General features: G+C 60.9%; 19 protein-coding genes and 5 pseudogenes. 6 read left to right on the forward strand and 18 right to left on the reverse strand.

Annotated features, from left to right (window positions below; genetic code table 11):
- Positions 1–2: 2 nt before the first annotated feature.
- Both EH240_RS31160 and EH240_RS39375 read right to left on the reverse strand, forming a co-directional pair.
- Positions 3–326 (reverse strand): DUF736 domain-containing protein, encoded by a 324-nt coding sequence (locus EH240_RS31160; RefSeq protein ID WP_125005769.1) that lies wholly within the window; start codon positions 324–326, stop codon positions 3–5.
- A 584-nt stretch (positions 327–910) separates the two neighbouring features.
- Positions 911–1,162 (reverse strand): hypothetical protein, encoded by a 252-nt coding sequence (locus EH240_RS39375; protein WP_245436538.1) that lies wholly within the window; start codon positions 1,160–1,162, stop codon positions 911–913.
- 13 nt (positions 1,163–1,175) lie between these two features.
- Between EH240_RS39375 and EH240_RS38260 the strand changes: the two genes are divergently transcribed.
- Together EH240_RS38260 and EH240_RS31175 are read left to right on the forward strand one after the other, a co-directional pair.
- On the forward strand, positions 1,176–1,466 hold the full coding sequence (locus EH240_RS38260; RefSeq protein WP_167484234.1) for a hypothetical protein: 291 nt from the start codon (positions 1,176–1,178) through the stop codon (positions 1,464–1,466).
- A gap of 736 nt (positions 1,467–2,202) precedes the next feature.
- Positions 2,203–5,757: an autotransporter domain-containing protein gene (locus EH240_RS31175; protein ID WP_125005771.1), complete on the forward strand. Its 3,555-nt coding sequence runs from the start codon at positions 2,203–2,205 to the stop codon at positions 5,755–5,757.
- On the opposite strand, the gene EH240_RS40215 is transcribed toward EH240_RS31175, so the two are convergent.
- The 6 genes and pseudogenes from EH240_RS40215 to EH240_RS31200 form a co-directional block, all read right to left on the reverse strand.
- Entirely contained in the window at positions 5,729–5,947 is a 219-nt protein-coding gene (locus tag EH240_RS40215) for a hypothetical protein (protein ID WP_425374852.1), read from the reverse strand. The two genes, EH240_RS31175 and EH240_RS40215, sit on opposite strands and share 29 nt — an antisense overlap.
- A gap of 64 nt (positions 5,948–6,011) precedes the next feature.
- Positions 6,012–6,230 (reverse strand): annotated as a pseudogene (locus tag EH240_RS40220) (DUF2958 domain-containing protein); the annotation flags it as partial.
- A 144-nt stretch (positions 6,231–6,374) separates the two neighbouring features.
- Positions 6,375–6,587, reverse strand: a pseudogene (locus tag EH240_RS31185) (zincin-like metallopeptidase domain-containing protein); the annotation flags it as partial.
- 149 nt (positions 6,588–6,736) lie between these two features.
- Positions 6,737–6,925 (reverse strand): annotated as a pseudogene (locus EH240_RS31190) (zincin-like metallopeptidase domain-containing protein); the annotation flags it as partial.
- A gap of 149 nt (positions 6,926–7,074) precedes the next feature.
- Complete coding sequence (locus tag EH240_RS31195) at positions 7,075–7,953, reverse strand: ArdC family protein (RefSeq protein ID WP_125005773.1); 879 nt, start codon at positions 7,951–7,953, stop codon at positions 7,075–7,077.
- 218 nt (positions 7,954–8,171) lie between these two features.
- On the reverse strand, positions 8,172–9,737 hold the full coding sequence (locus EH240_RS31200; protein ID WP_342634118.1) for an integrase: 1,566 nt from the start codon (positions 9,735–9,737) through the stop codon (positions 8,172–8,174).
- A gap of 153 nt (positions 9,738–9,890) precedes the next feature.
- On the opposite strand from EH240_RS31200, the gene EH240_RS39950 reads away from it, so the two are divergent.
- Positions 9,891–10,103, forward strand: a complete 213-nt coding sequence (locus EH240_RS39950) for a hypothetical protein (RefSeq protein WP_342634119.1) — start codon at positions 9,891–9,893, stop codon at positions 10,101–10,103.
- 229 nt (positions 10,104–10,332) lie between these two features.
- Here the strand turns inward: EH240_RS39950 and EH240_RS31205 are convergent, their stop codons facing one another.
- From EH240_RS31205 to EH240_RS31220, 4 genes and pseudogenes are all read right to left on the reverse strand, one after another.
- Positions 10,333–12,120 carry a hypothetical protein gene (locus EH240_RS31205; protein ID WP_125005775.1) on the reverse strand — a complete coding sequence of 596 codons (1,788 nt, stop codon included), beginning with the start codon at positions 12,118–12,120 and terminating at the stop codon, positions 10,333–10,335.
- A complete protein-coding gene (locus EH240_RS31210) occupies positions 12,117–13,541 on the reverse strand; it encodes a tyrosine-type recombinase/integrase (protein ID WP_125005791.1) in 1,425 nt (474 codons plus the stop codon). Before EH240_RS31210 ends, EH240_RS31205 begins: the two co-directional genes overlap by 4 nt.
- A 174-nt stretch (positions 13,542–13,715) precedes the next feature.
- Positions 13,716–14,402, reverse strand: a pseudogene (locus EH240_RS31215) (ArdC family protein); the annotation flags it as partial.
- 53 nt (positions 14,403–14,455) lie between these two features.
- Positions 14,456–15,124: pseudogene (locus EH240_RS31220) on the reverse strand (ArdC family protein); the annotation flags it as partial.
- A 378-nt stretch (positions 15,125–15,502) separates the two neighbouring features.
- On the opposite strand from EH240_RS31220, the gene EH240_RS31225 reads away from it, so the two are divergent.
- Positions 15,503–16,651, forward strand: coding sequence for an IS110 family RNA-guided transposase (locus tag EH240_RS31225; protein ID WP_425374851.1), 1,149 nt, complete (start codon positions 15,503–15,505; stop codon positions 16,649–16,651).
- Positions 16,652–17,296: 645 nt separating this feature from the next.
- Here EH240_RS31225 and EH240_RS39380 read toward each other — a convergent pair.
- The 4 genes from EH240_RS39380 to EH240_RS31250 form a co-directional block, all read right to left on the reverse strand.
- Positions 17,297–17,689, reverse strand: a complete 393-nt coding sequence (locus EH240_RS39380; protein WP_245436540.1) for a thioredoxin domain-containing protein — start codon at positions 17,687–17,689, stop codon at positions 17,297–17,299.
- A 620-nt stretch (positions 17,690–18,309) separates the two neighbouring features.
- Positions 18,310–18,582 carry a hypothetical protein gene (locus EH240_RS38265; RefSeq protein ID WP_167484240.1) on the reverse strand — a complete coding sequence of 91 codons (273 nt, stop codon included), beginning with the start codon at positions 18,580–18,582 and terminating at the stop codon, positions 18,310–18,312.
- A gap of 583 nt (positions 18,583–19,165) precedes the next feature.
- The gene (locus EH240_RS38590; protein WP_125005783.1) at positions 19,166–19,363 is read right to left on the reverse strand and encodes a hypothetical protein; all 198 of its coding nucleotides are present in this window, start codon (positions 19,361–19,363) and stop codon (positions 19,166–19,168) included.
- 44 nt (positions 19,364–19,407) lie between these two features.
- Positions 19,408–19,617 (reverse strand): hypothetical protein, encoded by a 210-nt coding sequence (locus EH240_RS31250; protein WP_125005785.1) that lies wholly within the window; start codon positions 19,615–19,617, stop codon positions 19,408–19,410.
- A 333-nt stretch (positions 19,618–19,950) separates the two neighbouring features.
- Between EH240_RS31250 and EH240_RS39385 the strand changes: the two genes are divergently transcribed.
- Positions 19,951–20,262 (forward strand): MFS transporter, encoded by a 312-nt coding sequence (locus EH240_RS39385; protein WP_281035186.1) that lies wholly within the window; start codon positions 19,951–19,953, stop codon positions 20,260–20,262.
- Between the two features lie 37 nt (positions 20,263–20,299).
- Complete coding sequence (locus EH240_RS31260) at positions 20,300–20,728, forward strand: hypothetical protein (protein WP_125005787.1); 429 nt, start codon at positions 20,300–20,302, stop codon at positions 20,726–20,728.
- A 602-nt stretch (positions 20,729–21,330) separates the two neighbouring features.
- On the opposite strand, the gene EH240_RS40225 is transcribed toward EH240_RS31260, so the two are convergent.
- Both EH240_RS40225 and EH240_RS31270 read right to left on the reverse strand, forming a co-directional pair.
- Positions 21,331–21,717, reverse strand: a complete 387-nt coding sequence (locus EH240_RS40225; protein ID WP_125005795.1) for a hypothetical protein — start codon at positions 21,715–21,717, stop codon at positions 21,331–21,333.
- A 665-nt stretch (positions 21,718–22,382) separates the two neighbouring features.
- Positions 22,383–22,929: EAL domain-containing protein (locus EH240_RS31270; RefSeq protein WP_148101157.1), on the reverse strand; the 547-nt coding region annotated here is incomplete at its 5' end.

The raw sequence follows: 22,929 nt of genomic DNA on the forward strand, positions 1-22,929 counted from the left end.
GATCAGTCGACCGGGTTCCAGATGATGGCGTAGGTGTCGTCATCGTCCTGGCCGGCGGCGCGGCCGAGATTGGCGTAGAGCTTACGCGGTCCGAACTCCGGCGCTGCGATCGACAAGCTCACATAGTCCTTGCCGGAAGTCTCGCCGGTGCGGATCCAGCCGGCGCCCACTTCGACTCCTTGCGTCAGCACCCGGAAGTCGGGATGGTTGTCGGCGCTCTTGGCCTGATTGGGGACGATATCGATGTCGGCGCGGACGCTGAGCGTCTTGAGTTGGCCCTTGTAGGCACCGTTTTCCTGCTTGTTGACGTAACCGATGGCGGTCATTTCGAAGTCTCCTTTTGCTGTCGCCGGGGACCATCCCCTGCGATGGCGGACCGTGATGGGGCGCGTCCGGACCGCCTGAACCCGACAGGGCCGAAGCGGCAGCGGAGGACCCGAGCGGGCAGCTTTTTTGAAGCGAAGCGGCGCGAGGAAGCCGCCGCAGGCGGCGGGGAAAAAAGCTGATGGCGAGGGTTTCGGGCGGCCGTACCCGCCCATAGGTCGACAAGCCAGCGGCAGGGGAATGGTCCCGGAGGAGAGCGTGGAGATCGTCGCGAGCGCGGTAGCTGCAGCCAAGCAGGAGGCTTGGAATTGACGGGCCCGCGCAGCTGATGCTGCGCCGATGCCGGATCGAGATGGTGCCCACAGGCCGGCCGCGATAGCAGGCATCCGGCGTGGTGATCGACCAATGAAAGCAAGGAGTTTGCCGGCCGGATTTTGCTGCGCGATGGGTGGCCGAGGCATGGCCGGATAAGCAACCGGCGCCCAGCGGGGTACAGTATCGAGCGGCCGCTATCGAGAAGCCAGCGCTCAACGTGACTGGCTCATTCGCAGACGAACAGACCGGACGCTCGCCCACTGATCGGCGGTTACGGAAGCCGCCTCGATCGGTGTAGCTCTCGGCCGAGAATTTCATCAAGCGCGGCAGCCAGCCTCGACCTTCTGCCGTTTTCGCCCGAAAGAAAGGCGCGGATGATCTTCTTTTGCGTCTTCACCTTGTCGGTGACATTGCCGTCTGCGACATGCTTGCCGCCGACATCGGCAAGCATCGAATTGGCGATTTCCTTGTCGCGCACCAGGACGAAGAAGGTGTCGTCCGGTTGCTGCCAGCAAGGGCCCAATGTCGACGTTAAGATGGTTGCCGAGCGCCTCCATGAAGGCGCTGCCGGCTTCGAGCGTCTCGGCCATCATGATGGCCAAGACGCGCATGACATCGTCATCCGAGCGCGCCATGAACCTCGCAGCCGGCAGGCTGCGGCCATTGTCTCGTTGCACCGCCAGTCACGCCATCAGCAGATTCTCGTCTTCTCCTGCCGCAAACGCCCATTCGCGGAACTCCGTGGAAAACATTTTGCAGATGACCGCAACGCCGTTTTCGATCTCAATTTCGATAGCGTCATCAATCAGGAATTCCTCTGGAACTAGGTCGCCCAGGAGAGCATCGGGTCCGCGCTCTGCGCGAGCATAGCCGTGATCATGAGTACGGGGATGCGGGTTCTTCTGAAGACAGGCTCTGCGCCCGTCACGCCTTTAATGCATGGCAGCATCCGCCTCTCGAGATCAACAAACGCGCCGCCGGGGACGCGTGCGGCCCTCGGGGAGAGTGCTGACGGCCTTGGGGGGATGGCGGATGGCGACACATTTCTGGCGGCGCGAAACGCCTGATGCATATCCGAAACCTGACAGCGGCAGAAGACATGTCGGGTTCCGTACCATCGGCCATGCTGGGCACTGTTGGAGGTTTTCAAGGGATAGCCATGCGCTTGCTGCCCGCTGAGCGCTGGCACGGCCTTTGCTATTTGAGATGCGGCACACGGATTGAAGGTTGACTACATGCAGACGCGTGAGATGAGCGACGCTGTCCTTTCCTGGAACGTTTGCAGCAGGTTCGAGGCTAATGTTGCGAGGAGTTCCAGCCGTATCGAGTGATCTTCCAGCCGAAGTGCGCCGCCATCCCATCACGGCGAATAATCTCGCGCTCCACAACAGCTTGCTGAACGAGTGAGAGACAAGAAATAACAAAGGTTCCGGGGACGGATATCCATTCGCACGACATCTTTCTTAGTACCCGCAGCGCTCGTCTTCAACGCGGTGCGGACTTTTGTCCGCGTGGCGCGCCGAGGGTGGAGAAGGGGAATTCGACTTGCAAGAGGACTTGTTAATGACGTTTTTTAGCCTTTGCACCAAAAGCCCGGCGCATTCCCGCTCCCTCTCCACCTTTCGCAAGCATCTTCAAACGACCGGTCTAACGGCGGCGCTGCTCGCCGCAGCGTCGGGGGGAAGTGAGGCGCAGCAGTATGTTCGTGCTGACGGCAGCACGACCTCCGACTTGGAAGCGGCGCGCGCGAGTTGGCGCGATGACGTCGAATTCAATGGCAATGTCGGGCTCGGAGCCATCAATGCAGATGCCGCTTATGCGTTGGGCTTCACCGGCAAGGGCGCGAAAATCGGCATCATCGACCAGCCGGTCTGGGGGGCGCATCCAGAGTTTGCCGGCCGGCTGACGTTTCTGCCAACCTCAGGCACGCGCGTCTATTCGGACCCTTACTTCCATGTCAAAGCCGGTGATCCGTTCTTCGCCGACGGCAGGCAGTTCATCAGCGAACATGGCCAGATTTCCACGCACGGGACCCATGTGGCGGGCATCGCCGGCGCCAACAGGGACGGCGCCGGCATGATGGGCGTGGCATTCGGCGCTGGCCTTTTCGCTGCGAGCAACTACGATCCCGGACCCGAAGATGGTCGAGTGCGGGGCAATGACGGCGCCATCTATGGCGCGGCCTGGCAGGCGATGATCGATGCCGGCGTCGACGTCATCACCGACAGCTGGGGCATTGGCCTGTCGAAGCCGTCAGGGTCCTACGCGCAGGCCTATTCGCAGTTCCAGGAGATCGAGGCGATCCTCGGCACGCCCGATGGCGGCGCCTATGACGGCGCCATCAAGGCGGCGCGCAAGGGCATCATCGTCGAATTCTCGGCCGGCAACGACGACGGCCGGGAACCGGACGCAATGGCGGGGCTTGCCAGCTTCGTGCCCGACATCGAGAAACACTGGCTGGCGACGATCAGCGTGGTCGCGGACGCGGACAATCCGCAAGGCTATTCGAAGAGCAGCTTTTCCAGCATTTGCGGCTACGCGAAGTATTATTGCGTGGCCGCGCCGGGAAGCCGGATCAACAGCAGCATTGCAGAAGGCGACATCACCGGCCTGATGCGGGGCGACGTCGTCAACGACGACCGCCTGCGCCCGGCCTATAAGAAGCAGGACGGTACTTCGATGGCCGGTCCATTCGCCACCGGCGCTTTCGCTGTGGTGAAGGAACGCTATCCCTATCTGGCCAATGGCGAGGTCAACGAAATCCTCAAAACGACGTCAACTGACCTCGGCGACGCCGGCGTCGACAAGGTTTTCGGCTGGGGAATCATCGATCTGGAGAAGGCGCTGAAAGGTCCCGGTCAGTTCCAGGGGCGTTTCGAGGCCAAGCTGCCCGGCTTCTATCGCGGCACCCGCGAGGAGGTCTGGGCAAACGACATCTCGCAGGACGCCCTGGATCAGCGCAAGGGCGAAGACCAGCGGACGATCGCCGATTGGGAAGCAAAGAAGGTCGCCGAGCGTTGGCAGAATGGGCTGACCGAGGAGGTCATCCAGACCATCAGGAACGACGTCGCGGCAGAGGTGACGCCCGACGCCTTCAACGAGGCGATCAAGCTGGTGCGGACTTTCTGGGCGGCGATCGACGCGGGGGCAGCCGCAGGCGACTCCAAAGAAGATGCCCGCGCGGCTCAGAGCGCGATGCGTGCAAATCCGATCGCCGTTTTGCTATTTAACACCTTCCGTGCCACGGAACCCAACTCGAAGATCCCGCTGACGGCGCAGTTCGTCGACTTCACCGGTAGGCGCGAAGCAAGCCTTGACACCATACGGGCAGCGATCACCGAGGAGCGGGTCGCCGAGTTCAATGCCAATGAGGCACGCGCGTCCACACTCACCGCCAGATTTGCGGACCCCAACAACTATCTGGGTGGCCTTACCAAATCCGGCGCCGGTACGCTGCGGCTAACCGGCCACAGCACTTATAGGGGCGATACCGTGATCGATGGCGGCCTCTTGGGAATAGACGGCTCGATCACCTCGAAGGTCGTCGTCAATAAGCTCGGCACGTTGGGTGGCATTGGGACAGTCGGGGGCATTGAAGTCGCTGGCGGCGGCGTCGTGTCGCCGGGTAAGGCGATCGGCACGCTGACGTCGAACGGCGACGTGATCTTCAACAAGGGCAGCGCACTGCATATCGAGGTTGGCGAAAACAAAACCGATCAGCTCGTCGTCAACGGCGCGACAACCTTGCTGGGGGGCGTGGTGATGGTCACGCCGAAAGCCGGCGCCGAAACGCGACAGCGGTTGAAGGCGCTGTTGGACCAGACCTATACCATCGTCACCTCGACCGGCGGGGTCAGCGGCAAGTTCGATGGCGCGCAAGGGTATGTTTTCATCGACACCACGCTGTCGTACCTGCCGAACGAAGTTCGCGTCGACCTATCTCGCAATGGCCGTGCCTTTTCCGATATCGCTCTTACCAGAAACCAAAGGACGACGGCCGCCATTCTCGAAACGCTCGGGCTGGGCAATGCGATCCATGACGCGGTCGCCTTGGCAACCCCAGCGGACGGCCTTTCGGCTAGCTACCAGTCCCTTTCGGGAGAAATTCACCCTACGCTGGAGGGAATATTGGCGCAAGACGGGCAGTTCATCGGCCAGGCGGCCATCGATCGGATTCGTTCCGCCTTCGGCGGCGTGGCGGGAAGAGCGCAATCGACCGTCGAACCGGCCGAATATGGACCGGAAACCGCACCGGCCCGCAACTCCGCCTTTGCCGCCATGCAGCCGACCAGACACGGTATCACGCTGTGGGGCGAAGCCTATGGATCGTGGGCACATACCGGCAGCGACGGCAACGCCTCGGATTTCAATCGACACCTTGGCGGCATCGCCACTGGTATCGATGGCATGGTGAACGAGACGTGGCGGCTTGGCCTCCTGCTCGGTCACGGCAGCACTTCGGTCAATTCCGCCTCCGACCATGCCTCGGTAGACAGCTACCAAGTGGGTTTGTACGGCGGCGCGCAGTGGGACACCGTTGGCCTGCGTGTGGGTGCGACAATCGCCCAACATGAGATCGATACCAGGCGCGACGCGGCGCTGCCCGCCGGCGTCGTCAACCGGCATGCGTCGTCCTACGATGGCCAGACTGTGCAGCTTTTCGGCGAAGTGGGCTATCGGGTCGAGACTGCCTACGGCGCAGTCGAGCCTTTTGCCGGCGCTCGCTACGTGCATCTGCAAACCAACGGTTTTCAGGAGGACGGGGGGCTGACTGCGCTCAAGGGACTTTCCAGTTCGACCGATCTTGGTATAACGAGACTAGGCCTGCGGTTTTCGCAGGAATTGCTGGCTCGCGAAAACACTGCGCTCACGGCGCGCGGAATGTTTGGCTGGGATCATGCCTTCGGCGACGTTTCGGCTGAACAGAGCCTCGCCTTCGCCGGCGGCCAAACGTTCATGGTCGAAGGCTTATCGGTTGCTGAGGATGCACTTGTCGTCGAGGCAGGCTTCGACGTCGGCTTCGCTGCCAACGCGAAGCTCGGCTTGTCCTATGCCGGCCAGTTTTCGGGCGACGTGAGCGAGAACGGCGTCAAGGCAGATCTAACAGTTGGATTTTAATGGCAAACTGGCGCGTCTTACGATCCGTGATTTCCTGACAAAGGCTGGCGCCTATTGGCGCTTTTGTCCCGCCGGGTTCGGCGGAAGCTCGCAATGAAGGATTGACAAGTGCTTCTGCTGCCTGTCGCAGCAGCCGCTCGGCCTCGGTGATGTGGCCGGCGACGCGCGCCGCCTCGGCATAGACCGACAAGGAAAAGCGTGCCTTCGAAATGCAGATCGCGCTCGATGCCGAGACCAAGCGCGCCCCTGACGCTTTCAAGCTCGGCAAGGCTGACGCTGCCGAGTTCGGGGAAGCCGACACCAAGATCGCAAAGGCCGAACACCGTGTCGCCATCGCCGTCGAGTTCGGTCAAAAGCCAGGTCGCCGGCCCGGTCGGGTCGAACAGTTTCACGACCGGAACATGGTCGGTTTCGGCGTCGGCTGCGCTGTTGGCGAGAAGCCGGGCGCGCAGTGCATCGGTGATCAGGATCATGGCGGAATTCCTTCAAAACAGGGCGCGTTGATTTTTGGCGGCCTTGTCAAACAGGCTCTCTATGGAGCGGCTTGTGCGCCGCGCGCGGGCGCATCGGCGCGTCCGCCAGCAGCGCAAGGCGGTCGCGCGGAGCATCAGGCGGGCTCATGCGGCGATCCCGGCATGCGTCTTGCCTTCGACATCGGCATAGAGGCCGAGCAGGAAATCGGCGGCTTTCGAGGCTTGGCTGGCGGCGCGGAAGATGGCGCGATTGTCCTCGCGCAGAACGTCGAGCCATGAGCCGATGTAATCGGCATGGCGCACGGTCGGCTCGATGCCGAGACTGCTGCAGATGAAGGCAGCAGTGATCTCGGCGACATATCCTGACAGTCAAGCCTGACGATCGTGGCTATCGCGGAAACGGAGTGTCAGGCCTCAGCGGTGTTTTTATCCTCGCGGGCTGGGCGGCAGCCAAGGTGAAAAGGCCATGGCTGCGCGTCGGTGGCGGCCCTAAGGCGACGTGGCGCTCAGCTCGGCGGCTGTCGCGCGTGCATCCAGTCAGCGGCAGCCTGCGCTTTGCTTGCGGCAGTGAAGATCGCCCGCGGGTCGTCCTTCAGCACTTTGAGCCAGGATGCCACATAGGCTGCGTGGTCAGGACGGGGATGATGCTCCAGGCCCAGATCGGCTAAAATATAGGCTGCAGCAAGTTCTGCGACATATCCTGACAGTCAAGCCTGACGATCGTGGCTATCGCGGAAACGGAGTGTCAGGCCTCAGCGGTGTTTTTATCCTCGCGGGCTGGGCGGCAGCCAAGGTGAAAAGGCCATGGCTGCGCGTCGGTGGCGGCCCTAAGGCGACGTGGCGCTCAGCTCGGCGGCTGTCGCGCGTGCATCCAGTCAGCGGCAGCCTGCGCTTTGCTTGCGGCAGTGAAGATCGCCCGCGGGTCGTCCTTCAGCACTTTGAGCCAGGATGCCACATAGGCTGCGTGGTCAGGACGGGGATGATGCTCCAGGCCCAGATCGGCTAAAATATAGGCTGCAGCAAGTTCGGCGGTCAGTTCTTCGACTGCCAAAGCCTGGCGAGTGAAGCGTTTGGTGAAGTCTCGATCGAGCCGATGCTTAGAGCCCGTGGCATGCGCGGCCTCGTGGACATAAGTCCCGACGTGAGCGACAGCATCGCGGAAGCGATTGAAGTCCGGCATAAAGATTCGGTCGAGATCGATGCGGTAATATGCAGCGTTGGCGCCAAAAGTAACTGGGATGCCGAGCGCACTGATGAAGGCATCGGCATGCGGGACTCGTTCAGAGTCAGGCAAGATTGGAGCGGCGGAAGGCGTGAAGCCCTCGACCTGAGAGCTGTTGAAGACCGAGAAGGCGCGCGCGAAGAGGCGTCGCTGGGGGTGCTCATCGTCGCCGACTGCATCATCGTCACTGTGTGCGGCAAACTCCTTCCAGAGCACGACGGTTGTTGCGCGTTCGCCCTTGCGGACCTGGGCGTCAAGGGTCTGCCATTGCCGGTATGTGCCCCAGATGCCGCTTCCAAAGCCGTGAGCCTGAGCTGCGATCCAAAGAGCGAGCGTATTGACGCCGCGATAGGCCTTTCCGGAAGAGATGTTGGTTGGGCGAGCAATCGAGCTTCCATCGTGATGCCAGGGCATCCGCCATTCGCCGGCGCCGGCCTCGATGGCGGCAATGATCTGGGAGGTGATGCGGGTATAAACGTCGGTGCGATTTTGCGTGTCCATGGTCGGAACTCCTGTCCCGCCGGGGCCAATCCCCGGCGGCGGAGCAGCCATCTGCGATGGCCTAAGGGCCGACCGCGCACTCGAAGAGCCGCAGCGTGAGCGAAGGACGGCGATAGCCGTTGCGCGGGCGGACCTGACATCGCGCGCTCCGCCGAACGCCGGGGTTGGGCCGACGGGACATCCGATCATTGGGCCGCACGCAAAGCCGCTACGCCGCCTCAGATCCGACGATCTAAGCCATCAAGAACCGCCTGGATCCGCTGGAGATCCTGCTTCACGATGGTCCGTTGCAAAGGCGACAGACGCTTCTCCTTCAGCAAGGTCTTGGCGTCCTCGGCAGAGCGTGACCAGGCTGGCCGATGGCGTGCGGTGATGCAGGCATTGGGGCAGCGGGTTGGCTGGCAAAGCGCGGTCAGCGGCATCTTGCCGTCGATGTTCGTCGCCTGCTTAAGGCAGGCGGCCGTGCCGGGATCAAAGAAGCAGTCGGCCAGCACCCCGACATGCAATGTCCGCGCGAGGCTCGCTAGCATTGTGCGGAGCCGCCCACGATCAGCGATCATGGCCGGAAGCGGGCCGAGTTCTGTCGATATGCCGTCGAGTGTCTTTGCTACACGCGCTGCGGCGGGCCCGGACAACGTCGCCCCGGCCTGCCGCTGATCGAAATAAGTCAACAGGTCATCAAGCTGGCCGAAGCTGCGCTGGTTCTGCACCTCCGCACGGAAGCCGGATCGGCTGGAGCCGGCATAGCCCTCGAAGGCGGCAACGGAAGCATGCTTGTACTGGATCATGCCGGCAATTGTGCCGAAGGGACGGTTGGCAATGTGCCATGCAATCGTGCGTCTGAACTGTCGCGTCGTGATCCGCCAAGGCTGATCACCTGGTCCGTTCGGGACAGCCGGCATATCCGGTGTGCCGAATAGGTCGTTGAGATGGTCGCGGAAGCGGTTGAGTTGGCGGACAATCTCGGCCGAGAGGTGATCCTTGCTAACGGACCTTGCGATAAGAACGGGCCAGAGCGTCGTGAGCCCGCGTGCGGAGGCCGCCCGGAAGGACAAACGTTCCAGCACTTCTATCGCCTTGGCTACAGGCTCAATTGTAATCCAATCAGCCGGCTCACCTTGGCTCGACTTACCCTTGTAGGCAACCGAGCGAACGCGATGACGCATGATCATGCCATCTTGGCTGCGCGTCAGGGCAAGACACCCGCGCTGCATTGCCTGGACCTCGCAGTCTCGCATTCCGGTCAGGTAAGCGCAGAGGATATAGGCTGCCGCCTGCAGCATCCGCTCTTCCTGAGCAAGGGTCTTGATGTCGAACCGGGGCCGCCAGGGCTTGCCGGTCTCCGGCAGAATGGTGATGGGAGTCTCCATGCCACCGGTCTCGACACCGAGTTCGAGCAACGCGGCCCTGATCTGGCGAGGTGCACCGCCGGTCAGCTGAATATGCATCCTTGGCTCGGCCTGGGCGTCGATGCCAATGTGCAGGTGAAGCAGGTGCGAATTGACGGGCGGCGATACGTCTCCTGTCTCTGGGTGCCGCAAAATCGTGCCGTTGTGCGCGGTCCCCCAGATCGGTACGCCACGGCCTTCGCTTCGTAGCTGATCGAAATAGTTCTGAAGACGCCTTCGCTGTCGGTTACGGCGTTCCGTGTATGCGAAAGCCTGATCTGACTGGATGAGCGCGGCGCAGTGGGCTTCCAATCGTTCCAGCTCTGCACGGGCGGCGAAGATGTCTGAGGCGAACTGGGTAATATACCGGCTCGACCAAGCAAGCAGCGGCGACATGATCACTTCCGGAATACGTGGCGTTCGGTTCTCGCGGACATGCCGGTAACCGGCGACACGGTGGGGTGCCTGGCCGGCCCAGGGTTGGAACGGTAGACCTCCAGATGGGAGATAGTCGCGCAACGCATAGAGATCAGTCGAGACTTCCAGGAGGTGCCCGACTATAACCGGTCGGCGGGCACGGTCTGTCTTGAGATGGCGAACGTAGCGATCGAGCAGTTGCTGATCGACACGGCGAAGATCGACAGCACCAAGCTCATCGCGCACAAACTCGAAGAAGCGTCGTGCACGATTGAAGACCTGCCGGATACTGCCGGGAGGAAGCTTTTTGCGGTGACCCGGCATGTCGACGTTGAGCCGGCATAGAGAAGCTCGCGAAGCGCCTCGCGAACACTCACATCCTCGACGGACCCGAAATGCACGGTGACATGACAACGCCTGGCGTTCTCGCGAAATACGGCGGGTCCGAGATCCCAGCTCGGATCGCCGTAGCGCGAAAGGGTGTCCCGATCAAAGCCCGGCTTCAAAGGAGCGGATGCGAGAACCGGGCGAAGATCGAGTTCTTGAGAGGTGGAGGCTGCTGCGGCCGACCTAATCATTGCCGGGCCTCCGGCGCCAGATAGAGGGCGTGCCCTTCCGCCTCGCGGCGAGCTTCGGCAACTACACTCTCCGGGAAAGCAGGCAAAACCTGCTTCGCAATGCGATGATGCGCGCGGCCGAACTTCATGGCCCAGTCCGCGGCGGGAAGACCCGTCCGTTGCTCCTCGATAAACCGCAGGAACGCGATGATCGCCGGCAGCTTGCGCGCGGTGATGACGGCGTTGCGGCATTCGAGACAGCCCCAGAACGGTTGCGGGCAAGGTGATCCCAGCTCCCCAAAAGGGCTGCGGTCAAAGCCAGAGCATGCAGCCAGCCAAACATCCTGTTCGCCGCCTAGAAGCGCGTCGACATCACTGCTTCCTTCCGAAGCGGTGTGGCTTTGGCGCCAGGAATCCTCGTCGTCAGGCACTAATATGATCGGACCGGCAACCGCTACGACCTCGGAAAATGCCTCCGCGACGGTGGCCTCATGAAGCGGCCGCAGCGAGGGAATGTCCGCATAGTGGCGAGCGGCGATCTCGGGCGTATGTCCGACCGCAAAGCGGGCCATATGACCCTCGGTCTTCAGATACCAGAACGCCTTGTGGGTCTTGCGCAAGCGCGAAAGAACGAGCCGAAGAGGCTCGCCATCGTCATCGACGATCCCATGGCTTCCGGTCCATTGGTCAACGCGTTCATGCGGATTATCGACACCTGCGCGGAGTTGCTTCCGGCCGGTATAGTAATAGAGCCAAAGGCAATCGCTTGGGACGAACTGCCTCGTAAAGGCCGTCACCTCTATCAGCTTGCGAATGAGACCACCCGGTGTTCCGATCCCGCCGTCACGTACACGAATATGTTTGTGCTCAGCACCTCGTGCGCGTCGCTTAATATAGGCTATGTCGATGGTTCCAGGTCCGGGGTTCTGGAGGCAGTCGATCGTCAAACCCTTGCAACATTCTATCTCCAGACCGGTCTCCAGCGACAGGAAGGTCAGAAGCGGTGGAATGTCGGTGGCCCGCAGGTGATAACGACCGTGGATGTCTTCGGCCAAGGTTGAGACAGGCAGACCGCGACGCGCCCTCATGAAGTACAGGCGATGGAAGGCTCTGTCCCCGCTGCTGAGCGCGCCCGAGGCCACGATCCTGTCGTTCGCTTCGTCGGTCACTCTGCGAAGATTGGAGTCGCCCTCATCATCATCGAGCGACTTCCCGATGCGTCTGAATATCTTGCCGATGTCAGCGCGGGCCGCATCGCGAAGCTGCCTTGCGACGAACGGACTGTAGGCGTCGCGCGGTTGCGATCGGCCGGCGGATTGTGTGCTGGTATAACTTAGCCGACGCCGTACCCCTTCATCGAGAAGGCCAGGTTGGTCGGCATCAATCGAGCGCAAGGCGAGAATAGCCTTGGCAAGGACGATGTGCCGATAGATAGGCTTCATCCCGCCGGCTTCGAGGAAATCCTCATATCCGTCGATATCATCAGCGCGCAGATCGGCGGGCGTCTTTGCCCTCGAGTGCTCGCGCAGATACGCGAAGAACCGAAGACATGCATTTAGATGCCCCTTGATGGTACTCCGCGCCCCCAGCGAACCACCAAGCTCCGCCTGCCGGCGAAGAGCACCGGCAAATGCGATGGCGAGAGGTCGCGGATGCAGGCCAGTAAGGTCAACGTCGATGCTCCCGCCATAGCGCGCCTCGATGTTGAAGCGCAGACCGAGGACCGGATCGCGGGCGTGAGCGGTAGCAATGGCATCGGCTGGTGCAAAACGGACTGGAGCTCCCTTGCGCGGCCGCCCAGTCATAATGAAGTCTCCGATGGGAGCAGTGCGAGCAGTTCCTCGACCGCCGTATCGACGGTATCAGCGCGTGCAGCGATGTGGTCGAGGTAGATGTAGGTCGTTGCTAGACTGGCATGACCAAGGAGCCGTTGGACTTGCTGAAGAGGATCGCCGAGCACTTGCCGGTACCCCTCCATCGGTCCGGCAGGCAACGCCGCATCACGGAGGCGATGCTGAATGAGCATCGCCAGCATATGAACTGCAAAGGAATGGCGGAGCTGATGCGGACTGATTTTGACGTCGAAGCCGAAGGATCTGCACCGCGCGGAAGCACGGGCGAAGATGACTTCCCAGGAGTTCGGCTGTACCGGCAGGCCGACCTCCGAGAGCCATAATACCGCCGGTTCGCTCGGTGTGCCGTCGTCGTTGCAGACAATGATCCGGCCGCGTTCCTCGGGGCTGAGCAGGTCAAGCGCGATGTCGCCGCCATCACGCAATCGTAGCCGGGAATTGCTCCGCTCCTGGTGTACCAGGATCGGGCGGTCGAGTGATTGCCACCCCGAACGGCGCTGAAACTTTGCAACCGCATGCGAGCGCTCGACAGCGATATAGGCGCGCGCCTGCTCGAGCAGTCGAGCGGGAAGGAGTATCTGGCGACCACGATCGCCCTTGGTCAAAGCATCGGGCAGTTCGAGCCAGACCTGACGGCCTGGCGGCTGACCAACGACAGCAAGATCGGATGCGAAGAGAAATGAAGCTTCCTCCAGCCGGAGGCCCGTCGTAACCAGAAGATCTGAAAACAGCGCATTGCGAATGCCGTTGCGATCTCGGGCGCCAGGGCGCGTTCCGCCATCAGGCAGTAGCCCTCTCAAGCCAACATCCCGAAATCTCCGATAGTCGTCGAGCGTGACGAAGCTGACATCCGCGCGGCGCGCGGCGGGTTCATACGCATCGTTGCGAGCCGCGATCTGCGCTCGCCGGCCAGCATACCCTTGCCTCCACACGGACCGATGCGTGAACGGCGCTTCCGCAATGAGACCCTCCTGGACGCCCCATCGATACACACGGTCGAGGCAGGCGACGGCACGATTCCAGGAAGCAGCAGAGATGCGTTGTCCGACCTCCGCACGGCGCCGAACCCGGTGATAGGCAAGGACGTCATGCCGACCAGCCTGCCATACCGCCTTGGCGCAGGCTTCCGAAAGAAAGCGGACCCAGACGAGGACATCATAACCGTAGGCCCGAAGGGAATGGTGGGAGCGAACGCCGTTGAGAGGCAGGTTGCGGAAGAAACGATCCAGATCAGGATCGTAGAGTGCCCCATCCCTAAGGATCATGGGAACGTGTGCATCAAGCCCGTCAGCCGATCGGCGCTCCTGAATGGTGATGTTCGAAACCGGCGCTAAATCGTCCACAAGTTGTTCAACCTTCCCCCGGACCCCCATCCGGGGACCCAGCGTCAACGAAGGAGTTCAGCTTGCCCGGCGCTATCCAGGCCGGCCTCCGCCAGCTATGTGGGAGCGCTGCGGCCGGCCTGGACAACGCCTCCGTCAGTCCTGTTGCATCGACGCCAGCAAGACACTGAGAGTCGGTGCAGACTGTCAAGATAAGGCAATGATCTCCTCCATGGCATAGGCCTCGGAGCCGAACCGTCCGGATAGATCGCGATCAAGTCGATGTTTGGCTGCTGTGGCATGGAGCCCTTCATGAAAAAGCACACTATAATGAGACGCAGCATCCCTGAATAAACTGAAACTTGGGACATGCACCCGATCAGCCGATGGCAAATAATAGGCTTCATTGCCGCCATAGACGGTGTTGATGCCAAGGTTGGCGTAGAAAGCATCGGCATGGGCGACGCGTTCTTCTTCTGAGTACGCAGCAATAGGTTCCGGCTCGTAGCCGCCGACCTGCGCGCAGTTGAACACGGAGTAGCCGCGAGCAAAGAAGCGGCGGCGCTCCGCTCCATCATCCGAACCGCTGTCATCCTCGTCACTGTCACCGCCGATCTGCTTCCAGAAAACGACCGTCGTGGAGCGCTCGCCTTTGCGCACCTGAGCGCCAAGCGCCTGCCACTGCCGATAGGTTCCCCAGAGGCCTGTCGGATACGCGGCGCTTTGCGCAGCGACCCACAAGGCGAGTGGTACGCCCCGATAGGCCTTACCGGAGGCGACGTTGACCGGCCGCGCCGTCGCGGAGCCGTTGTGGTGCCAAGGCATGACATACTCGTCGGCGCCGGCTTCGATAGCCGCAACAATCTCGGCTGTTATGCGGGCGTAGACGTCCGCGCGATCGAGAGAAGCCATCGTCAGGCCCTCCCTGCGGCAGGCACCGCACCAAGGAGGACACTTGAGATGAAACCTAACTCGTGAAAGCAGGTCCGGTAATAGTCGATTTGATGGAAGAATGCCGGCTGCGGCGGCACCTGGATGGTGTCGCTGCTCGGCATGTAGAAAGCGCGATCACCACCGATCCGGAAATCCGCGCCGCTTGAGCGAATAAGCGCCTCCGCCTGCGGGACGATTTGGCGCGCGGGCAGCGGCTCGGCGGCGGCATGGAGATATTCGGGCAGGTTATCGCACTGGGCGACATTGAAGACGGTAAAGCGCTTCAAGAACGGCACCGTCTGCGGTTGGTCGCCGTCGGTCTTGGCGCGTTCCTTTTCGTCTTTGGGAACAAATCGGTCGGCGTGAACGATGGTCGTGCCGCGCTCGCCCTTCCTGACGTTGCCGCCAAGGGCAAGCGCCTGCCGGAAGGTGAGCCAGTTCTGGCTCGGGTATGAGCGCTCGATCACCGCGCCCCACAGGATGAGGATGTTGATGCCGGAATAGCGGCGCTGGGTGGCCGCATTCTTCGGCAGGCCAAGGCTGGCCTTTGCCCTGCCCCACGGCTTGACCCACGGCACGGTGCCGCGCTCCAGTTCGGCAATGATACGGTCGGTGATTTCCTGATAAAGGCTGGCGCCGGGGCCCCCGCCCTTCCCTGCGCCAGCCTGTCCGCTGCCGGAACGCTTGTTGTTTGCACGCATGGTTTCGTCCTCCGCTCGTCAATCGCGCGCCCTCCCCGGAAGATCCCATGGGCGGTGGAGGCAGCGCTCGATCCCGATCTCGCGTGCCTGCCCCCGTGAGTGGGGTGGGCGGCAGAACGCGACTGGCTTGGCCCGCTGAACGAGGCAGGCCGCACCCGAAGGGCCGGAACGGAGTGGAGGATGTGAGCGGAGCGAACATTGCGGCCTGCCGCAGCGGGCCTAGAAAGGAGCGTCGCCCACCCCGCGAGCGGGGGCAGGCAACAACCAAAACCACATCGCGAAGCGATGACTGCAGCTGCGATCAACTCGCTTTGGCGGCGTATTGCTCATGAACAACTTGGAGGGATAGAACACATGAAAGCTGAAAACGTGACTGAGATTGAAACCGATGTGGTCCATACGACACTCGGCGCTATCTTCCTGTCCCTGGAACTCAGTCGCTCGAGCTGGTTGGTGACAAGCTTGTTGCCGTGCAACGGAGAGAAGATGTCAAAGCGCGTCGTCAAGGCAGGCGATACGGCCGGATTGTTCGACCTTATCAGCCAGTTGAAGTCGACGGTTCGGCGCAGAACGGGCCGTGACGTGCCGGTGATCGCAATCCAGGAGGCTGGCCTGGACGGCTTCTGGATACATCGGATCCTTGAGCGTGACGGTATCGAAAGCCATGTGGTTGATGCAGCATCCATTGCCACGTCACGCAGGAAGCGCCGGACGAAGACGGACAAGCTGGATGGCGAGACCCTGCTTCGCGCCCTGCTTGCCTACAAGCGCGGCGAGCCGCGGGTATGCGCCATGGTGGTTCCGCCATCGCCCGAGCAAGAGGACCGAAAGCGCAACAGCCGTGAGCGACGCGCTCTCATAGCGGAGCGGATCAAGATCGTGAACCGGGTCAAGGGGCTCTTGTTCTCGCAGGGCATCGTTGGATTTGAGCCGCTGAAGCGGGACCGCCGCACTCGACTGGAAGAACTTAGGACCGGAGACGGTCGTGAACTACCGTCGAATCTCAAAGCGGAGATTGTCCGTGCACTGGACCGGATCGAGCTCGTGCTTCGGCAAATCAAGGACGTGGAAGCAGCGCGTGACGAAGTGGCTCGCAATGAATGCGACCCATCAAAAGTCGCCAATGGAATGTCGATGCTCAAGCAACTGCGCGGCGTGGGAGCGGACTTTGCCGAGGTGCTTTGGTCCGAGGGTCTGTATCGCGAATTTGCGAATCGAAGGCAGCTCGCCTCCTATGCCGGTCTGACGCCGACACCGTGGCAAAGCGGATCGATCAGCCGGGAACAGGGCGTATCGAAAGCGGGCAATCCGAGGCTGAGGACCGTGATGGTGCAATTGTCGTGGTTCTGGCTTTTGCATCAACCTCGATCGGCTTTAGCACAATGGTTCCAGGAGAGGGTCGCGCTCGACGGTGGCAGGCGCCGGAAGCCGGCCATTATTGCGCTCGCGAGAAAACTTCTGATCGCGCTATGGAAGTATGTTCATCATGGTGCTGTCATTGAGGGCGCTGTCATGAAGCCGGCATGATCAACGTACTCTTTTCCATCCGCCGGGATTGATCGCTCCCGGCTGATCCTGGGCGAACGAACCTCCCACCCCACTTGGCCTAAAATGCCGTCCGGAAGATTGGTCGCGTTCCCCTGAGCCTTACCGACGAAAGCGGGATGTTGGTGCAGCTGCCACAGCGCAGCGACCGTATGTGAGTTTGGACCGGTGTTATCGCCGCGCCAAGACGACAGGCTCGGACCTAGGATCACAACGCATTGAGGTAGATATGCGAAGACAGCCTTGACGACAAAGTCCCCATGTGAGCGGGGTGGGCGGCGAACGCGACCGGAAAGGCCCGACGTCGAAGGCGGACCGCATCCGAAGGACCGGAACGAAGAGGAGGACCCGGAGCGGCAAGCGGAGGGTTGCGGGAGGCCGCGGCGGGCCTAGAAGGGAGTGCCGCCCACCCTGCGCCACCCGGGAAGGCAACCGCAAAAGCGACGCCGGCCGACAGGCCGGCGACCGTCAGCAGCCGACAGGCTGCCCGCGTCAGGGGGCGAAGCCGGATGGCCGAGACCGCCTGAGCCTGGCGAAGAAAAGCGGGCTCGGTGCACGAGCACCCGGCGCGCGCCTTCAGGCGCGCGGGCGCTCACAACTGTCCGCTCGCGCAATCGTACGAGACGATCACCAGGCCGCGTTCAAAATGCCAATTTTACCGATGTGAAAGACCGAACCTTGACCCTTGAGCGCGCATCGGTGATCGCGCAGTGCGCGATTGCGTGCGATGGCGTTCGTAACGGCCGGGTCTTGCATGTCCCGCTTGAGCTGCTCAAGGTCGAACGCCTGATACTTTTCCTGTTTGCGCCAGGCGTGGGCCGCGTGCACGGCGAATTCGGAAGGGCTTGCTGGAATTGAAGGCTGCCGCCCGGCAAGGGCGGTAATTTGCAGTCGAGGAATGAGACCAACGCGACGTCTCCAAGATTGGGAGCCGGACTTCTGTCGTGACAAGCTGGACGCCATCGTGAAGTACGCCGAGGCGGAAGACCCCCAATGGGATTTGTTGGTCTTCCTGTCCATTTGCCGAACCTCCGTTCGAGGCCGCGCCAACCGCGACCGTCACGAGGTCCGCCAGCGCAGGACCGCAGGTCCGCGAACCGGCAACCGGGGGAGACGTCGCTTGAGGGCCGCAACGTTAGTGGAGGACGGCGAGCCGTTTAGCGGAACGAAGACCGGAGCAGGACCAACATTCGTGACGGCCGCGGTTGGCCCGGCCGCACGAGGTGGTCTTCCTACTTTTCTCATCTATTGAGCACGGGCTTCAATGCATCAGTCGTCGATCAGCCATCAGGCTTGGTCCCAGACCCGTCTGCCGGATTTCCTTCATCAGCACCCTGCGATGAGCACGAATATTCCAAGCGCAAATTTTGGAGAGGGAACCCTCACCGTTCTTGCATAGCTGCACTGCACAAAATGTGTTTGCGCATCGCACAACTTTTAGCCATGAAGGCTACAGCTGATGCACACGATGGTTTCCTCCCATTCCATCGTATCAGCTGTTCCCCTCTGGAGGTTTTAACCTTCACACCTAAAGGGCCTCGGTTTTCCGACGGCCCTATTTTTTGGCTTCCCAACGTCGTTACCTTCGTCACTGTGCGGAAAGCGCCGCGATCGCCGCTTCAGCCCTCAGGCTTTGAGTGTCATTTTTCCCTGGCGCAATCGATCCCTCCCGACAAGAGTCTGACCTTTGCCAGCCTTCTGCGGGCAAGCGTTCGCGCCAACAGTTCAAAGCCGCGTCCGTAAGATTCAACAAGGAAAGACAGCGTCATCAGATCGAGGAGAAAGTCGTCGATCGCATGTGTGAGCGCATTAGACCTTTGTTCGAATTGAAGCAGCAAGGCGCGCGCCTCTTCGATCGCAGCTCGGCAATCGTCTGCTGCTATCAGCACGTCAATCCTGTCAAGGATCTGCAAGCGTCCTCACTCTCCCCAAGCCACACTCAGCGCATCGGAATGCATCTGGTGAGTGAGTCTTCACTGAAAGAACATGGTCCATCTCGCGAAAAAGACATCGCTCAGGAAACGCCCGTTAATGAAGCATGGTGCGCCAAACGACAAGCAAGAATCCAGGCTCCTCCAAGGTGACGTCTTCGAAGGCGAAAGCCGGCTCGCGTCATCGGCCGCAAAACACTGGTCAGAATTCCATCGTTGCGCGAACGCGTCGCCACTTGGCGAAACGTCTAAATGCTCTCCGACGGCGACGAGATGCTTTACGATCGTCGAATACACCGGCTTGTCGTCGAACGCGAGCCAGCCGGCTTTACGCTCATGGCGTAGCGCGGAAACCGCAGCTGTGTCGGCACGCCTTCATCAATTTGAACGGGAGATGCTGAATTGGCGAAGCAAGTATGAGGGAGTGCCACGGCCTACGTCCGAAGGGGCATGAAAGGTCGGCGACACAACCGATGAAGGCGGCCTGATCGGCCCTACCACACACCTCCCAGGCGAACTGGACTTGCGCCATGCATCGCTACCGGGATTTTCTCGACGAAAAAAACTATCGCGCCGGTTGTTTCCTGGCATATGTAGCGATGGCGAAGAGGAAAGCCAAAGCGGCGGAGTCACACACCGTTCGAGACGGCCCTCTTGCGAACAGTACGGCATCGGCAATCGGGAGTGACAGGCCATACTTTTTGGCGAAGGAGGTAAGCTCGTAAGCCTGATCGTTGATACGAATACTACGTTCGTAGTCCATCATTTCCTCCCGTATTCCCACCCTCCCTGTTTGGGCCACCATGATTAGCTGCCTGTGCTCAGGTTCTTGTAAAGAGCATCTTCTTCGAAAATGCCCATACCAAATAGGTCCATAGCTCGGGCGGCCAGCTGCTCCGCTTCAGCAGAGCCTGCGCTGATTCCTCTTTCTTGGCAGATCCGATCATAGACCCGCTTCAACAGAGCGAGGTCGTCAGGGTAGGCTATGCCGCTAGCGGATTTTTCCGGATTGTTCATCGCTCCCTCCCTGTTTTAGGGCGGAAGCGCAATGGTCGCTTTCACCCGACGATGCCCATGGCTCGTTATTCGCCAATGTAGAGGTCGTACTCTTTTTGGTCAAAGGCATACAAACAAGTGAGGGTCGCTCGAAGAACCGTCGCGCGGGCAACGCCGTCCTCCACGCGTATCGCGTTTCGAAATGAACCAACGGCCGAAGAAACGCTGCGGCTGCAAGCGGGCCTAGAGAGGGGCAAGCCGATTAGCGTGATGCATTCGGCCGGGCGTTATGCGAGTTCAGCGTCGACATCTGTGGCAACGCCAAGGCCAAAGGTCGCGTCGGCCGCGCATCAAATGAAGATTTGGCTGCACCAACAGTTTGCGCCGCTCATGCAGCCCATCTTTCGTTCGATCTGGCTCGCAACGCAGGTTTCGAGTTTCGGTTGGTTGATGCAGACTGTCGCCATCTGCGTGACTGACGCGGACGAAACACCGGGATTGTTCAGCGGCGCAAAACCACAACAGGCTGTTTCGCACCAGTGGTTTGTCGGCGATACAAAAGGCGAAGAGGCAGGACCAGCGTGTCGGAAGCGGACACTATGCGGGTGCTGTATGGATGTGGACAATGCGTGGGGGCGGGTGGACGAAGGTGTGCGATGGGCTTAGACGATGTTCGCAAATCCCCAAGTCCGACGAGAGCACCATGAAGCAGCAGCGACCCTTTGTCGTCGAGTTCAAACAGAAGCGCGGCCTCGTGAAGCGGCCAGAGTCGATCTGGGCCGGCATCGACCTGGCCGTGATCGCGAACGATGTGGCGATAGCGAACACCAAAGGTGTGGTCGCTGAGGCGATGCCTCAGCCGATTGTTCCCAGCGAAGATGCTCGTTCTCAGCCCGTGCTCACCACCGCTAAAGCACTGTCCGACGCCAAGGACATGATCATGCCCGACGCATCGCTTCCCGAGCCGCCAGCGGTTGAGGTAGCGCCGGTTCCGGATGGATCGCACGCATCGCCTGGAGACCGACGGACCCGTCGCAAGAAGCGGTGGCATAAAGATGTCCCTTTGCCGCGCGGTGAACGATGGAAGCGGCGCCTGCCGTGGGTGCTGCGCCAGAGCTGGGCCGAGCGGTAGACCGATCGCGCCAGGATTGAAGCTACCCTTGTCGAACTGTCCACGACAAACCAAGAAAGCCAGCTGTTTCTGTGCTGGCGGAGCCTGGAACCGCAACAGCACGGAACTATGCCGCGTGCCATTTTTTGAGTTTGAACTCTTCATTGGCCCGCCCCGCTGATCGGCCTATTTCAATCGAAGCGACGCAGCCGCCGGTCCACAATCGCCATCGGGAGACCATTGATGACAAAGCGCGCGTCGGTGATTGGAGGCTCTTGTTTGTCGGGGGCCATTTGGTTCCCGCACTGCTCCACGACCAATTTCACGTCATGGGAATAAAGTCACGGTAGGCGCGGAACGATTGACGGCGGACCGTACCGATGGTGATCAGCTCTTTCAGATCGCTCAAAAGTTGCCCGGTTTTGACGTCATCATCGATAGTCTTCTTATAATTTCCAACGCAAAACCGCCTGGGATACCTTTTCCGCTTTCGAAATAGAGAGTTCGCGGGGGCACCTGGCACCGGATCAGTAGTGATTTGCTCGCCATAGACTGGGTTTCGATACCCTCATCACGCCCCATTTGAGGGGAATTTGGCCGCCAGGTAAGCAGCGCTGAGGTGGCTAGAGACGGCCGAAATGACCTGAGCGACGGAGCCTCTCCAGCAGGATGCTCGCCGTTCCGCAGTAGTCAACCCTCGCCTGCTCACTCAGCGGAGATGCATTCCAGGCAGCCAGTTCTGCCACCAAAGGAGCGGTGTCTCCGTTTATCGATGCGCATCTAAGTTGTCCGTTCTTCCCCATTACGATTATCGCTGTGCCGGTTGCGCCCCATCCAATCGCAGCCATTCGCTGAACGCCGGCATCGCCGTCGACGCGAACATCGAACAGAAGCGACCCTGCGGTTTTTTCCGCGGCGTCAGCTACGCGATCACAGAACGGTCGATTGAGCCCCTCGATATTGCCAAGCGACTGCTCAAACAACGCCAATTCGACATGCTCCGCCACCATAGCTGCGAGAGTGCGCGCCGGCTGGCCCAAACGGCAAGACGCCAGCGCTGATTATCCACACCCCAGCCAATCAAAGCGATATAATTAGCCCCCACTAATCTGCTATGGGCAAAATGGTGAGGGGCCGGTTCCATGAGGCCGTTGCTGAGACACATTGCATTGGCGAGGCTTGTGCTGCCCGGCGATCCAGACGCCCATGATTGGTATATGGGCAAGACGGATCCTGTTCTTAAGTATGGCTGCTGCGGAAACAAGGATTGTCATCCGATCGATTCCAACGACGTCAGGATGACTAAAGACGGCTATTTCGTCGGGCTGCCGCGCCCCGCGCCCAGAGGTAGGAATGGAGAAGGACGTGGCCATGGTTCAGACTCGGTCATTCTACGGTTAGCGTAATGCTGGTCATCGTGGCTCCTCTTTACCCCTAAATAGGTGAAATTGCGTTTGGCAAATGTCCGAATCTAGGGAAGTCCCACCCCCACCAAATAACGCCCCGTTGGATAGATGCCCCTTGAACGCGGTAAGGCGCTGCGGTCATCGCCGGCCGGCCGGCAAATCCGAGCTGCCGTGATGCGCCGCGATCTCGATATAGGAGCGGTTGACCCGCGGAACGCTGCAACATCACCGACGCGCGCGAGGATCACGAACGTGCGACCGCTTGCGCACTAGGCCGCGCTGTTCTTGATCACGCGCAGTTCGTGGTTACCCAGCCGCCGGGATGGGGCCGACCTGCCATTGCCGCTTGTATGCTGAGCGAAGTCGGAAATCGGGCAGGGTCGGCCAAGTAGGTAACCCTGGATCGCATCGCAGGCTTCTTGCCGCAGGAAGGTCAGTTCCGCGTCCGTTTCGACGCCCTCTGCCAGGACCGGGAGCTTGAGGCCCCGAGCGAGGCCAAAGACCGCACGCATGACGGCGGCCGCCTCGTCGCTGGTATCCACCGCCCGGATAAGAGACTGATCGACTTTGATCTTATCAAACGGGAAAGCCCGCAGATTCGATAGCGACGAGTATCCCGTGCCAAAATCATCCATGGCGATTTGAACCCCAAGGCTTTTGAGCTGGCGCAGCGCGGTGAGCGCGCGCCCCATGTCCTTGATCATGCAAGATTCGGTGATTTCCAGCTCGAGGCGGAATGGATCGAGACCGGTTTCTTTCAGCACTGCCCCGACCAGTTCTGGCAAATTCCCGCCGTGGAGTTGCATGGCCGAAACA

It is taken from the genome of Mesorhizobium tamadayense (assembly GCF_003863365.1).
GTDB lineage: Bacteria > Pseudomonadota > Alphaproteobacteria > Rhizobiales > Rhizobiaceae > Mesorhizobium > Mesorhizobium tamadayense.